Here is a 13294-nt window from a genome sequence, read left to right on the forward strand (position 1 = left end):
CTGTAACGGCGACGTACCCGAATCAATCGAAAGCGCTGTTTCTCTCTAGCCCGCTCTGATACCCATAGCTCGAAAACAATCGAGGAGGGGTCATGGCAGCTGCGCAAACCATCGTGGACGAGCCGGAAAAGGGCGCGTCGCGCTATGCCTGGTACGTGCTGTCGATCCTGTTCCTCGTCTATGTGCTGAACTTCGTCGACCGGCAGATCATCTCGATCCTGGCGGAGGACATCAAGCGCGACCTGGGGCTGAAGGACCAAGATCTGGGCTTTCTGTATGGCACCGCGTTCGGCGTGTTCTATTCGCTGTTCGGCATTCCGCTCGGGCGGTTGGCGGACAATTGGCACCGCGTGAGGCTGATGACGATCGGGTTGTCGCTGTGGTCGGTAATGACCGCGCTGTCTGGCTTTTCGCGAACCGGTGGGCACCTTGCCGCCGCGCGGATCGGGGTAGGGATCGGCGAGGCGACCGCGAGTCCGTCGGCCTATTCGATCATCTCGGACTATTTTCCCAAACGCCTGCGGGCGACGGCCCTGTCGATCTACTCGGCCGGATTGTACGTCGGCGGCGGGTGTTCGTTGTTCATCGGCGGACTGATCGTGCAGGGCTGGAACAAGGCTTATCCGGGCGGCGGGCCGCTTGGGCTGGTCGGCTGGCAGGCTGCCTTCATGGCGGTGGGCGTGCCAGGGCTCCTGCTCGCGCTGTGGATCGCGACGTTGAAGGAACCTATCCGCGGGCTTGTCGAGGGGCTGCCCGAGCCGGAGAAGCACCCGGCGCCGTTCCGCGCGTTCGGCGCCGAACTGGTCACGATCGTGCCGCCGCTGACGCTGATCGGTGCGGCGATGGGCGGTGCTCGTGCGCTCGGGTATAACCTGGTCGCACTGGCGGTCGTGGCCGCGGCGGTGTCGGCGCTGGTCGCGGCGGGCGAGCCCTGGCCGCAATGGGTGGCGATCGGGATCGGCGTGTATGCGGTGTTCTCATGGGCGTCGGCCCTGAAGCGGCGTGATCCGCCGACCTTTGCGCTGATCGTCGGGACGCCGGCGTTTCTGTGCACGGTAGTCGCCTATGGGCTGAACGCGTTCCTGAGCTACGCCGCGAGCTTCTGGGCAGCGCCCTACGCGTTGCGCGAGCTTGGCGCGACGCCCTCGTCTGCGGGTTTCATGATCGGCAGCCTCGGCGCGACTGCAGGGTTCCTCGGGCTGACGATCGGCGGCGTGGTGTCGGATCGGTTGCGGCAGCGTAATCCGGCAGGGCGTTTGTGGGTGGTGATCTTCGGGGCGGTGGTGCCGGTGCCGTTCCTGATCCTCGCCTTCACCGCGTCGTCGCCGACCGCGTTCTATGCCGGGATTTTTCTGGCGCAGTTGACCGCGTCGTGTGCGCTGGGCGCGGCGGCGGCGACGACGCAGGACATGGTGCTGCCGCGGATGCGAGGGACCGCGACCGCGACGTTCTTCATCGGGACAACGCTGATCGGGCTGGCGCTCGGGCCGTATATGGCGGGGCGGGTGTCGACGCTGACCGGGAGCCTGTCGACGGGCATGCTGTCGTTGCTGGTGGTGACGCCGATTACTTTGGCGTGTGCGATTGCGGCGTATCGGTTGGCGCCTGGGGCTGAGGCTACGCGGGAGGCTCGGGCGCGGGCGGCTGGGGAGGCAGTTTAGCCCTCTCTATCCAACGCCACCTGTTTAACCCTCCCGATTACCCCTCCCGTTCGTGCTGAGCGAAGTCGAAGCACCTGCGCATGGGCCTACCCTTCGACTTCGCTCAGGGCGAACGGAAGGGGGGCAGGTTAGCGCGTGGGGCATACCCTTCGACTTCGCTCAGGGCGAACGGGAGGGGGCAGGTTAGCGCGTGGGGCGTACCCCTCGACTTCGGTCAGGGCGAACGAAAAAGGGCGCAGGTCGACGCGCGTCGAGAGTATTTCGATACGAGGCCTCGGTACACCGCCCGCGGCGGTAACTTGGACTCTATTTAGCACGAACGGACAGGGTGGGACGGCGATTCGATAAGGTCCTCGTCGGCTCGCCCGGAGGTGTGATGTGCGTTCAGAAGCGCCCCTCTCATTGCAGGAGAGGGGCGCTCCTGATCAACCCGCCTGGAACACCCCGCAGGCAATCCGTCCGCCGCTGTTGCCCGACGGGTCGGTCATCAGATCGTCGGCGCCCGCATGGACCACGAACGCGGCGCCATCCGCATCCAGCAGACCGGCCATCGTCGCACCCGGAATGGTGATGCCGATCGTGCCGCGGCCGTCGGTGCCGACGATCAGGTTGGGCAGGTCGCCCTCATGCGGCCCCTGCGGGTTCATGCTGCCATGCTTCATGCCGGTCGGGTTCCAGTGGCCGCCAGCCGTGGTGAAGTCGGGCGCGTCGCAGCGGCCGACCATGTGGATGTGCGAACCATGCGTCCCGGCCGGCAGCGCCTTGGCGTCGAGCGTGAAGCGGATGCCGCCGGCGACTTCGGTGGCGGTGGCGCGGCCGACGTCGACGCCGTTCGCGTTCTGCAGCATCGCGGTCGCGCGCTGGCCGCCGGCGACCGGCGTGCCGGTGTCGACGCCGCTCTTGTCGCAGGCGGTCAGCCCGATCGTCGCCGCGCCGAGCAGCGCCAAAGTCGCAATCCGCATATCGTGTCTCCCAGGTGATAGTCTTGCGAACCCGCCGCTGCCGCTCAGGTTCCGAGCGCCCAGCGGGCGACCGGTTCGTAAGTGGCGCCGTCGCGTCCCAGATGGCTCTGATACAGGACGAGGTGGGTCAGCGGGAAGAGGGGGCTCGCCATGCCCGCATGATCCGCGATCCAATGGTCGATCGCCGGATCGACACCGGCGGACCGGGCCAGGCGGGCGACCGTGATGTGCGGCAGGTAGGCACGGTGTTCGGGGGCGAGGCCGGCCCTGACGCAGGCCTGATCGACCTTGCGGTGAAGCGCCGCCAGCGCATCGTGCGGGGTCACGCCGGCCCATAAGGTATCGGTTCGCCCGCGCTTCTCGAACCGACCGACTCCGGCTAGCGATACGCTCGGGACGGGCGCGACGATCTGGCTCAACGCGACCGCGACATCCTCGGCGACCGGCCGTTCGACCTCGCCGACGAAGCGGAGGGTCACGTGCAGTTGGTCGTCGTCCTGCCAGCGCGCGACGGGGACCCCCTCCATTATGTCGAGCAAGCTCTGACGGATAGCGGGTGGCGGGCGGAGGGCGACGAAAAGGCGGATCATGGCTTGCGGCAGGTTAACCGCGATCCGGTGGGCCGATGCAACCACTCTGCTTGAAATACGTCCCGCAAAGGACGATATTCACCGTAACCGGCGCGATGCCGGACAAAGGAGCTGATTTCATTATGGCTAATTGGTCTGACCCCCGGCCCCGGGCCGCGCCGTTCGGAACGACGGCCACGGGCCAGCGTACCGAGGCCTATGACGCTGGCCTCCGCTCGTACATGCTGTCCGTGTATAACTACATGGGCTCGGCAGTCCTGCTGACCGGCATCGTCGCGATGCTGTTCGCGATGGGCGGCATCGAGTCGCCTGCCGCACAGGTGTTCATGAGCGGCGGTATCCTGAAGTACGTCATCATGTTCTCGCCGCTCGCGATCGTGTTCGGCATGAGCTACGGCCAGAACCGCATGAGCACCGGCACGATGCAAATGCTCTTCTGGGGCTTTGCCGTGCTGATGGGCCTGTCGATGTCGACCATCTTCCTGGTCTATAGCGGCACGTCGATCGCGGGTGCGTTCTTCGCCACTGCTGCTGGTTTCGCCGCGCTGAGCCTGTACGGCTACACCACCAAGCGCGACCTGTCGGCGTTCGGGACGTTCCTGATCATCGGCGTCGTCGGCCTGCTGGTCGCGAGCATCATCAACATCTTCCTGCAGTCGGGCGTCATGCAGCTGGTCATCAGCGGCGTCGGCGTGCTGCTGTTCGCCGGCCTCACCGCCTACGACACGCAGCGTACCAAGAGCCTGTATGCGCAGGTCGCCGGCACCGACATGGTCGGCAAGGTCGTGATCATGGCGGCGCTGAGCCTCTACCTCGACTTTATCAACATGTTCATGTTCGTGCTGCGTCTGTTTGGTAGCAGCCGTAACTAACTCCCGCTAAGGGTGTGACGAACGCAGGGCTCGGCGGGACACCGCCGGGCCCTTTTTCTTTGGCCTTGGGGACAGGAATGGGACGCGCAATGCGGCTCTCGATCGACGTGCGTCTGGATTACGGGATCACGGGGGACGCCGACGTGCTCCTCCAGATCGAAGCGGCGGCGATGGCCGACCAGAAGATCGAGTCCGAGTCGCTGACCCTGTGGTCCGACAGCCCGATCCGCGCGGTGCGCGGCGAGGACGGGATCGGCCAGCGCTGCTGGTCGCGCGGGCACGGACGCTTCACCGCCGAGTACAAGGCGATCGTCGCCGTCAATCGCGAGCGGGTGCAGCTCGAACTGTATCCGGCGACGCCGCCGCGGATGCTCGACGGGGAGCTGACGCCATATCTGATGCCGAGCCGTTATTGTCCTTCCGATCGGTTCGAGGGGTTCGTCGCGCGCGAGTTCGGCGGGCTGGAAGGGGGGCCGCTGGCGGCGGCGCTGACCGAATGGGTGTACCAGTCGCTCGATTACCGATGCGGATCGAGCAGCGGCGAGACGACGGCGCTCGACACGTTCGCGTCGCGGTCGGGGGTGTGCCGCGACTATTCGCATTTGCTGGTGTCGCTGGCGCGCGCGGGCGGGATTCCGGCGCGGTGCGTGTCGGCCTATGCGCCGGGCGTCGATCCGCCCGATTTCCATGCGGTGGCGGAGCTGTGGCTGGCGGGGGACTGGCGGCTGATCGATGCGACCAAGATGGCGACGTGCAGCGATATCGCGCGGGTCTGCGTAGGGCGCGACGCGACCGACATCGCGTTCATGACGGTGTTCGGGCAGGCGAACCTCTGGGAGCAGACGGTGAGGGTCACGCCGCTGGATTGAGCAGGATGGCCGCGACCGCTCCTCGTCTTCCTTGTTCTCCCGCGATGGCGGACGCCCAGGCTGGGTCCCCGCCTTCGCGGGGAAACAGGGGAGGAACACACCTTCGCTTGAACCGTTGATAGTGGCACGGTTTAGAGGGAAACGTCGTTATGACCGACATAGACAAGAGCGCGCTGGACAGTCTGTCCGTGGCGCCGGACGACAAGGACGCGGGCGAGACATCCTCCGGGCATGATCCGCGACAGGAAGCGGGGCAGGACAAGTCGATCGGCAAGCGCCTGCAGAAGAACCCCGAAAGCAGCGATGCGCGGCTCGACAATGCGCTCGACGAATCGATGGACGCCAGCGATCCGCCCGCCTCGACCCAGCCGGTCCACAACCAGGGCCCTGCGAAGTCGTCGGGCTATGACGAGGACGCCGAGCGGGCACTGCGCGAAAAGCAGTCGTAACCTTCGGGTTTCGCTGAGGGAATGGGCGCTGGTCGGCAACGACCGGCGCTTTTTTGTTGCCCGGACGCCTCGCTGCGCGACCAAATCGCACGCAAACGTTCGGTTCGTCGCAGCCTTGTTGCAGTGCAACAGCTTTCATGGTCGCTTGGCGTTACGGAAAGATGACGCGCTAAGGGTCGTTGTTAACCATCCTGGCGCAAAGTCTGCCGGTTCCTTGAGCAAGGGGAGGGTGACGACATGGCTTCCAGAATGAAACCGGCACAGGGCTCGATGACGCTCGCCGAGATGAAGGAATTTGCCGGGTTTCCGAGTTCGACGCAGCGCTACATCCGGCGCTCGCTCGACGTTGGCCTGGACCGCGAAGACGCAATGCTGCGCTGGTCGCGCGACGTGGTCGAGGCGGCGAGTATCCGGGCGCAGGCGCGACTGTACAATAACCTGCCCGATCTGCGTGCGATGGTGCCCGATGACAGCGGTCTCGACGCGATCGAGCCGTTCCTGGCGCCGTTGATGACCTTGGTGGCGTTCGACCTGGGGCAGGGGCGGTTGACGAGCTTCTCGGCGTTGCGGTTTTTGTACGAGCGGTTGATCGGAGCGGAGGTTCGGCCGTGGTTGCCCTCCGCATTCTGTGCCGCCGCCGCACTGCCGCATCTGCATCCCGAACTGCGGCGCAAGCTGTTGCAGTCGATCAGTGAGGCGGCGGCGACCGCGTCGGGCTGGTCGAACCGACAGCCTGCGTTCTTCCCGTATTGGGTGGAGAAGGTGGATTCTGGGACGACGCTGGCAAGTTGAGCGGGGTGTGCTGCAGTCTGAGTGAGAAGATCGTTCGGTCGCTATGCCGCTGACTGGAGCGTGATCCTCAACGATCGGAAGTTGCCGTTCCCCTGTTCACCATCCACCCCCGCGCAGGCCGGGGCCCAATCGGTGAGGTTGCGGTAACGCCGCGCTGTCCTCCGTTATCGGCGGCTCCCAATTGGACCCCGGCGTTCGCCGAGGTGGTGCCTGGGGGAGTGGGCCTAGGCTAGACCGGCAACTGGGTTCACCGGCACGCGCGCCAACCCGTCGCGCCACGGTTTGCCTGGTCGAGGTGCAAATGGTCGGCGTGGGCGGCATTGTAGTCGGGGGACAGCGTGGTCGCGAACAGCTGACAGGCCCCGTCGCGCACTTCGCGGAGGAAAGCTGCCTTCGCACCATCCCCCTTCCAGTCTCGCGCGACCGTAATTCGGGTGCCGTTCGTCAGGCGGAAGCCGGCGATGTCGACGGCGTCGGCGGTCGAATGTTCGCTCCAGTTGCCGGCGTGACTGCCCGCGATGCGGCGGCAACTATAGCTGCCGAAATGATCGATCGTCGCGACGCGAGCGCCGAAATGACGTTCGGCCGCGGGCTGGACGACGTCCCATTCCCACATCGACAGCGCCGCCGCGACGGGGCACGCCACACCCAGTCCCGGCGGCGCGAAGGCAATCCGGCGCGCGCCTTCGTTCGCGAGCCGCACGCCGTCCGCATAACCGCATTGCCCTTCGCCCTTGCGCGGCGGCAGGACCGTGTAGCGCACACCCGCGCGATCGAGCAGCGCGCGGCATTGCGGGAAATCCTCGGTCAGCGCGGTGAGCTTGCGGCCGGTGAACATGCCGATCGACTGGCCGAGATCGAGCGGCGCCCAGGGCACGTCCTGCGGTCGACCGCGCAAGCCGGACCAGAGCATCAAGGCGAGCGTCGCGGCAACGGCGAGTGCTACCAGCCACCCTATCGTCCGCCGCACCGCGCGCATGTCAGCCGCGCACCGCGTCCGACATCGGCTCCGACGTCACCGGATAGCCGAGGTCGTCGGGGATGCAGAGATGCTCGACGCCGTCGCGCTGCTCGGTCCACGGCGTGACGGTCCGCACCGGATGCGCGCGGGCGTCGGCGACCGCCGCCTCGAAATCGGCGAACGGCGCGAGGCGTTCCAGGTTGCGGCGAGTGGGGAAGATGATCGTGGCGCGCCCGGCGTCGGTCTCGGCAAGGATGTGCGCGGCGGTGGCCCAGAGCAGGCGGACGTTCTCGGTCGCGTCGACGCGCGCAGCTGGAGCGTCGGCGGGCAGGCGAGCGAGATAGAAACGCGTGTCGAAAATGCGCGCGTGCGCATGGGCCGGCCGCCACCGCGCGAAATATTCGAGCGCGTCGAGGTCTAGCGCGGTGCCCGCTTCGGTAAGCGCCTCGCCGAACGCGCGGCCTGCGTGGAGCGCCGCGCGCAACCGTTCGAACGCGTGCGGGGAAGGTATCGGCGACAGGCCGATCGGCAGGCCGGCTTCCTCGATCGTCTCGCGGATCGCGGCGATGCGCGCGGCGGTCTCGTCGTCGTCGCGGCCGAGCAGCGCGGCGAGTGCGTGGTCGCCGGGATCGACGCGTCCGCCGGGAAACACCAGCGCGCCGCCGGCGAACGCCATCGCCTTGGCGCGCTCGACCATGAGCAGGTCCGCGCCGCGGAAGATCACCAGGGTGGCGGCGGGGATGGCGGGAGGGAGCGCTTCGGTCATTGCCTTGGGTAACGCGTCGGCGGGCGATCGGGTAGCGTCGCGGGGTGCTTCGGCGTGGACCGGTTAGGCGTATCGGGATGGTCATCCCCGCGGAGGCGGCGACCAGACGCTCGAACGGTTGCGGTCAAGCGTGCGGCTTGCCAACATCGGTTCCCGCCTGAGGGGGCATGACAGTAGTCAGCCTTCGAGCATCGCGGACAGAGCGGGCGTCAGATATTCGCGTACGGTGCCGCCGATCTCGGTGACGAGCCGCGCGGCGATCTCTTGGTCGCGCGCGAGGTCGAGGCCGTCCGGGCCGAGCACGGTCAGCGCCGTGGCCCAGGCGTCGGCGTCGAGCGCGGTCTGGTGGATCACGCTAACGGACACGACATGCGTGTCGATCGGATGCCCGGTGCGCGGGTCGAGCGTATGCGCGCCGCGGCGATAGTCGCCGGAGGTCGCAACCGCCTGGCCGTGCAGCGCGACCCGGAGCGGGGGTAGTGTCAGGCCGGGGGGCGTTTCGAGATCGACCCACCACGGATCGCCGTCCGGGCGGATGCCACGTCCGACGAGTTCGCCACCGATCTCGACCAGCGCGTTGGCGATCCCCGCGTCGCGCAACAGGTCGGCGACCGCGTCGACGGCATGGCCCTTGGCGATCCCCGACAGGTCGAGCGCAATGCCGCCGGGCTGGTGGAGATGCGCGGCGGAAGCGAGAAACGACAGATGCGACCAGCCGGACGACGCGCGTGCCGCCTGGATCTCCGCCACGTTCGGGGGGGCTGCGGCGGGAACGGGACCGAACCCCCACGCATCGACGAGCGCGCCGATCGCCGGATCGAAGGCGCCGCCAGTGGTCTCGGCGATGGCCAGGCCGCGGGTCATGACCTGCGCGAAGTCCGGTGGCAGCGTCGTCCAGGTGCCGGGCGCGGACCGATTGAAGCGGGACAGCAGCGAGTCGGGCGCCCAGTGGCTCATCTCCGCAACCAGCCTCGCCAGTCGCGCGACGATCGCCTGCCGGATCGGAGACGGTTCGGTACCGACGGGGGCGGCGAAGCGTACGCTCCAGGTCGTACCCATCGTCTCGCCGTCGAGGTCGAACACCGCCGCCGCCGGATCGCGCGCCGCGAAGGCCGCGGCGTCGATCGTCGGCGGCAGCGCAATCCTCATGCCAGGCTCCTTACGGCGTCAGCACTTCGAGAGTCGTGACATAGCTCATCCGCCGCTCGGTCGCGCGCGGCGAGGTCGCCTTGGCGTCGGTCAGCGTGGCGTTGAGCCAGTACATGCCGGCGGTCGGCCAGTCGACGCCGAGCACGCCGTCCGCGCCGGTCGTCAGTTCACGCGCGCCTTCGTCGTTGCGATAGCGCTTGCCGCCGGGGATCACCGTGACCTTGAGGCCCGCAGCGGGCTTGCCGTCGACCAGGAAGCGGAACTTGGCGGTCTCGCCCGCGACCAGTTCATCGGGGTGCGTGATCGGGGCGAATTCCAAGCCCTTGCCGGTCGGCTTCAGGACCGTCGTGGTCGGCGCGCCGGCGGTCACGAAGATCTCGTTGCGACCCGAGACTTCGCTGACCTTAACGTCCGTGGCGTTCGCCGGAATGTCGGCGACGGTCAGCGGTGCGGGGGCGTTGGGCTGCGGTGGGCCACGACGCATGCCGATCCGCTTTTCGACGCCGTCGACCTTGAAGCTGCCCATCACGGTGGACATTTCGGTTGCGATCTTCCACGTGCCGGGCTTGTCGAGCTGCACGTCGAACACCGAGCGGTAGCGACCGGTCGCGCCATTCTGCAACGTGCCCGCGCTGCCATCGGGCTGCCACACCTTCACCCCGTCGAGACGGAGCGGCTGGTGATCGAAGAAGAACAGGTCGTTCGAAACGGCGGCGTCGACCGTCACCCAGCCATCGGTGCCCGAGAACACGGTGGCGGACGGCAGCATCCACATACGGTGCGCGGACAGAGCTGCGGGGATCGAGAGCAGCGCGGCGGCGGCCATCAGGCGTACGGCGAAAGGCTTCATCTGAGCGATCCTTCTAGCGGGCGGAAGAGGTGATGGCGCCGAGCTCTGTCTTGCCCGAAGCGCGAGCGCCTGCGGCAAGCGGTACGGACACGAGTTCACGGCCGCCGGTTTCCCGCGCCGCTTCGACGTTCAGGGTATATTGGCCGGGCTTGACGTCCGCTGGCAGGGGAATGGTGTACTGTCCCGGCGCTCGCGTCGCTCCGCTGACGCCGTCGGCCGGCATCGCCATGCTGCGGCCGGCCTTGCGCCACCAGGCACGCAGGTCGGCAAGCCATTTGGTGCCGGGATCGTTGCCGCGCTTCTTCAGGTCGTACCAGACCGCCAACGTCCGCGGCGCGCCGCCGCCGACCGGCTCGAGCCACACCGCGACATAGGGCTTGTGATATTCGGCGACGCTCAGCCGGGGGATCGTGATCGTCACGGTTCCGCCCGGTGCAGCGATCGCAGGGGACGAGAGCGCGGCGGGAAGCAGGGCAGGAGCGGTAATCGCTCCGCCCAGCAACAGGAAACTGGTCGGACGCATGACGAAACCCCTCAATGAATGAACAGGACGGCGAGAAGGACGGGAATGGCGAGCCCGACCGCGACGATCGGCCATGTCAGCGGCCGGTGTCGCGCATGGAGCTGCAACAACAGCAGGCCGGTCAGCGTGAACAGGATGCACGCACCCGCAAAGATATCGATGAACCACCCCCAGGCGGCCCCGGCATTCCGACCCTTGTGAAGATCGTTCAGATACGAGATCCAACCGCGATCGGTGGTTTCTGCGGTGATGCGTCCGGTCGCGCGATCGATGCTTACCCAGGCGTCGCCGCCGGGTCGCGGTAGTGCGACATAGGCATCGGTATCCGACCACTCGACCGACTTGCCGGCGGGATCGATGCCGACTGCGGTGGCAACGCCGTACGCGACGGGCGCGGGAAGCGGGGCGTCCGGCGCATGCGGCGCGGCCAGCAGCCGGAGCAAAGGTGGCGACAGAACGGCGTCCCTGTCGACGACCACGGGCTTGGCGCCGATCGTCGCCGCGTGATTGAGCGTGATCCCGGTGATCGCGAACAGGAACATGCCGACCAGCGACACGGCAGCACTGATCCAATGCCAGTTGTGCAACTGTTTGAGCCACCAGCTGCGCCATCTGCGCTTGCGCTTCGGTGCGGCCAGTGGCGTTTGTTGCGCGAGAGTTTGGGGCGAGTTCACCGCGACCGCCTATCGGCTCGCGATAGGCAGATCAAGGCTATTGCGAATGGTTAGCAAAATAGCGTGCGACAGACCGCCTGCACAGTCGTCACTGGCTCGACCGCAGTTGCTTACCCGCGACGGCGTCGTTCACCCGCCGCGCCGTGCCCGCTCCGCCGACTCGTTCAACTGAACCACGGTTTCCGGGAATCGATGATCCGCTTCTGCATTACGCAGAGGCCGGACGCGCTCGACGAGGATTTCCCCCGGCGTCGGTTGCTGCGTCCAAAGCGCCAGCACTTCGTCGGCGAACGCGTCGAGTGGCATGTAGCCGGGCCTGGTTTCCTGCCCCGGGGTGAGGCCGGTCTGCACGCCGGGCGGGACGATCTCGATCACCTCGACCTTGCCCTCCAGGACGCGACGCAGGCTGACGGTGTAGGAATGGATCGCGGCCTTGGTCGCGGAGTAGGTCGGCGCCGCCACCAGCGGGACATAGGCCAAGCCCGACGTCAGGTTGACGATCGTGGCAGCCGACTGCGCCGCGAGATGGTCGACCAGCGCATTGGTGAGCCGGATCGGCCCGAGCAGGTTGGTGACGATCGTCGCTTCGGCATCGGCGAGGTCGCGACGCGCCGACGCGTCTTCCAGCTTCATGATGCCGGCATTGTTGACCAGCACGTTGAGGGTTGGATGCTCGGCGATGACGCGGCGCGCAAACGCCTCGATGGCGGCCGGGTCGTCGATGTCCAGCGTGAGCGCGTGCATGCCCTCGCGACCCGCGATCGTCTCGTCCAGCGGTTCCTGGCGTCGGCCCGCGACGATCACCGTGTTGCCCGCGTCGTGAAGACGGTGCGCGAGCGCCGCGCCGATACCCGAGCCGCCGCCGGTGATCAGGATGGTGTTGCCGGTCGGGTTCATCAATCGTCTCCTGCTCGTCGCCGGGCATACAACGCGGACCAGGCCATGTTCGCTCCAAGCGAAGTTCGTGTCCCGCGATCACGCACGATCGGCGACCGCACGGAATTCCGGGGAGGACGGCGACGCATCGTTGCGGCGGACGCTGACGATGACCGCGAGCAGGCCAAGCATCGAGGTGGCCGCGCCGGCGAGTGCCACGGCCGGAAAGCCAAGCCCCGCTGCGATCACGCCGCCACCGAGCGCCGCGCCGATCGCATTGCCCAGGTTGAACGCACCGATGTTCATCGCCGACGCGAGATTCGGCGCGTCCGCGGCCGCATGCATCACCCGGATCTGGAGTGGCGGGACTAGCGCGAAGCTGGCGATACCCCACAGGAATATCAGGACCGCGGCAGGGATCGCGAACGGCATCAGCAGCGCGAATGCGATCAGGATGAGGGTCAGCGCCGCGAGCGTGACGATCAGCGTGCGGTCCACCGACCGATCGGCGAAACGCCCGCCCAGCCAGTTGCCGAGAGTCAGCCCCAGACCATAGGTCACCAGCATCGCCGTGACGTACCCCAACGACGCGTGCGTCGCCTCGCGCAGGATCGGCGTGATGTAGGTGAACACGGTGAACATCGCGCTGGCGCCGACCACGGTCAGACCCAGCGCGCCGAGCACCGGCCCCCGGGTGAGCACGCGCAGTTCCGCCATCGCATCGCTGCCCTGGGTCGCGGGCAACGCCGGCAGCGTCAGTCGCAACGCTGCCATCGTCGCCACGCCCAGCCCGGAAATCCCCCAGAACGCAGCGCGCCAGCCGAGATGCTCGCCCGCCCAGGTCGCCAGCGGAACGCCGACGACGTTGGCTATCGTCAGGCCCATGAACATGGCCGCGACTGCCCCCGCGCGGCGTTCCGCTGGTACGAGGCTGGCAGCGACGATCGAGCCGACCCCGAAAAACGCGCCATGATTGAACGAGGTGAGGATCCGCGCGGCCATCAACATGCCGTACCCCGTGGACACCGCGGCCAGCAGGTTGCCGAGAGTGAAGATACCCGCCAGCGCGATCAGCAGCGTCCGGCGTGGTACCCGCCCGGTGGTCAACGTCATCAGGGGCGCGCCGATCACGACGCCCAGTGCATAGGCGCTGATGAGCAATCCCGCCGTCGGGATCGACACGCCGAGATCGGTCGCGATGACGGGCAGCAGGCCCATCGGTGCGAATTCGGTGACGCCGATGCCGAACGCACCGACGGCAAGGGCCAGGAGGCCGGGATTGATCTTCATCGTACGTTCC

General features: G+C 67.3%; 15 protein-coding genes. 5 read left to right on the plus strand and 10 right to left on the minus strand.

Features of this window, described 5'->3' with window-relative positions; all coding sequences use genetic code 11:
* Positions 1-92 precede the first annotated feature (92 nt).
* Entirely contained in the window at positions 93-1661 is a 1569-nt protein-coding gene (locus SJY41_RS01615) for a spinster family MFS transporter (RefSeq protein ID WP_380778485.1), read from the plus strand.
* A 425-nt stretch (positions 1662-2086) separates the two neighbouring features.
* Here the strand turns inward: SJY41_RS01615 and SJY41_RS01620 are convergent, their stop codons facing one another.
* Both SJY41_RS01620 and thpR read right to left on the minus strand, forming a co-directional pair.
* Positions 2087-2623, minus strand: a complete 537-nt coding sequence (locus SJY41_RS01620; RefSeq protein WP_380778487.1) for a superoxide dismutase family protein — start codon at positions 2621-2623, stop codon at positions 2087-2089.
* 44 nt (positions 2624-2667) lie between these two features.
* On the minus strand, positions 2668-3213 hold the full coding sequence (gene thpR / locus SJY41_RS01625) for an RNA 2',3'-cyclic phosphodiesterase (RefSeq protein ID WP_380778489.1): 546 nt from the start codon (positions 3211-3213) through the stop codon (positions 2668-2670).
* A 122-nt stretch (positions 3214-3335) separates the two neighbouring features.
* Here thpR and SJY41_RS01630 point away from each other — a divergent pair, with 122 nt between their 5' ends.
* From SJY41_RS01630 to SJY41_RS01645, 4 genes are all read left to right on the plus strand, one after another.
* The gene (locus tag SJY41_RS01630; protein WP_380778491.1) at positions 3336-4085 is read left to right on the plus strand and encodes a Bax inhibitor-1/YccA family protein; all 750 of its coding nucleotides are present in this window, start codon (positions 3336-3338) and stop codon (positions 4083-4085) included.
* An 89-nt stretch (positions 4086-4174) separates the two neighbouring features.
* Positions 4175-4954, plus strand: coding sequence for a transglutaminase family protein (locus SJY41_RS01635; RefSeq protein WP_380778493.1), 780 nt, complete (start codon positions 4175-4177; stop codon positions 4952-4954).
* A 149-nt stretch (positions 4955-5103) separates the two neighbouring features.
* On the plus strand, positions 5104-5403 hold the full coding sequence (locus tag SJY41_RS01640) for a hypothetical protein (protein ID WP_380778494.1): 300 nt from the start codon (positions 5104-5106) through the stop codon (positions 5401-5403).
* A 237-nt stretch (positions 5404-5640) separates the two neighbouring features.
* On the plus strand, positions 5641-6195 hold the full coding sequence (locus tag SJY41_RS01645) for a hypothetical protein (protein WP_380778496.1): 555 nt from the start codon (positions 5641-5643) through the stop codon (positions 6193-6195).
* Positions 6196-6442: 247 nt separating this feature from the next.
* Here SJY41_RS01645 and SJY41_RS01650 read toward each other — a convergent pair whose 3' ends face one another.
* From SJY41_RS01650 to SJY41_RS01685, 8 genes are all read right to left on the minus strand, one after another.
* Positions 6443-7174: an extensin family protein gene (locus SJY41_RS01650; protein ID WP_380778498.1), complete on the minus strand. Its 732-nt coding sequence runs from the start codon at positions 7172-7174 to the stop codon at positions 6443-6445.
* A 1-nt stretch (position 7175) separates the two neighbouring features.
* Positions 7176-7922, minus strand: coding sequence for an NUDIX hydrolase (locus SJY41_RS01655; protein WP_380778500.1), 747 nt, complete (start codon positions 7920-7922; stop codon positions 7176-7178).
* Between the two features lie 177 nt (positions 7923-8099).
* Positions 8100-9071 carry an FAD:protein FMN transferase gene (locus tag SJY41_RS01660; protein ID WP_380778501.1) on the minus strand — a complete coding sequence of 324 codons (972 nt, stop codon included), beginning with the start codon at positions 9069-9071 and terminating at the stop codon, positions 8100-8102.
* A 10-nt stretch (positions 9072-9081) separates the two neighbouring features.
* Positions 9082-9921 (minus strand): DUF4198 domain-containing protein, encoded by an 840-nt coding sequence (locus tag SJY41_RS01665; RefSeq protein WP_380778503.1) that lies wholly within the window; start codon positions 9919-9921, stop codon positions 9082-9084.
* Positions 9922-9934: 13 nt separating this feature from the next.
* The gene (locus SJY41_RS01670) at positions 9935-10444 is read right to left on the minus strand and encodes a DUF2271 domain-containing protein (RefSeq protein ID WP_380778505.1); all 510 of its coding nucleotides are present in this window, start codon (positions 10442-10444) and stop codon (positions 9935-9937) included.
* A gap of 11 nt (positions 10445-10455) precedes the next feature.
* The gene (locus tag SJY41_RS01675) at positions 10456-11118 is read right to left on the minus strand and encodes a PepSY-associated TM helix domain-containing protein (protein ID WP_380778507.1); all 663 of its coding nucleotides are present in this window, start codon (positions 11116-11118) and stop codon (positions 10456-10458) included.
* 129 nt (positions 11119-11247) lie between these two features.
* Positions 11248-12015, minus strand: a complete 768-nt coding sequence (locus SJY41_RS01680; protein ID WP_380778509.1) for an SDR family oxidoreductase — start codon at positions 12013-12015, stop codon at positions 11248-11250.
* 78 nt (positions 12016-12093) lie between these two features.
* Positions 12094-13284 (minus strand): MFS transporter, encoded by a 1191-nt coding sequence (locus tag SJY41_RS01685; RefSeq protein WP_380778510.1) that lies wholly within the window; start codon positions 13282-13284, stop codon positions 12094-12096.
* Positions 13285-13294 lie beyond the last annotated feature (10 nt).

This window comes from Sphingomonas sp. R86520 (genome assembly GCF_042466285.1).
Taxonomy (GTDB): Bacteria; Pseudomonadota; Alphaproteobacteria; order Sphingomonadales; family Sphingomonadaceae; genus Sphingomonas.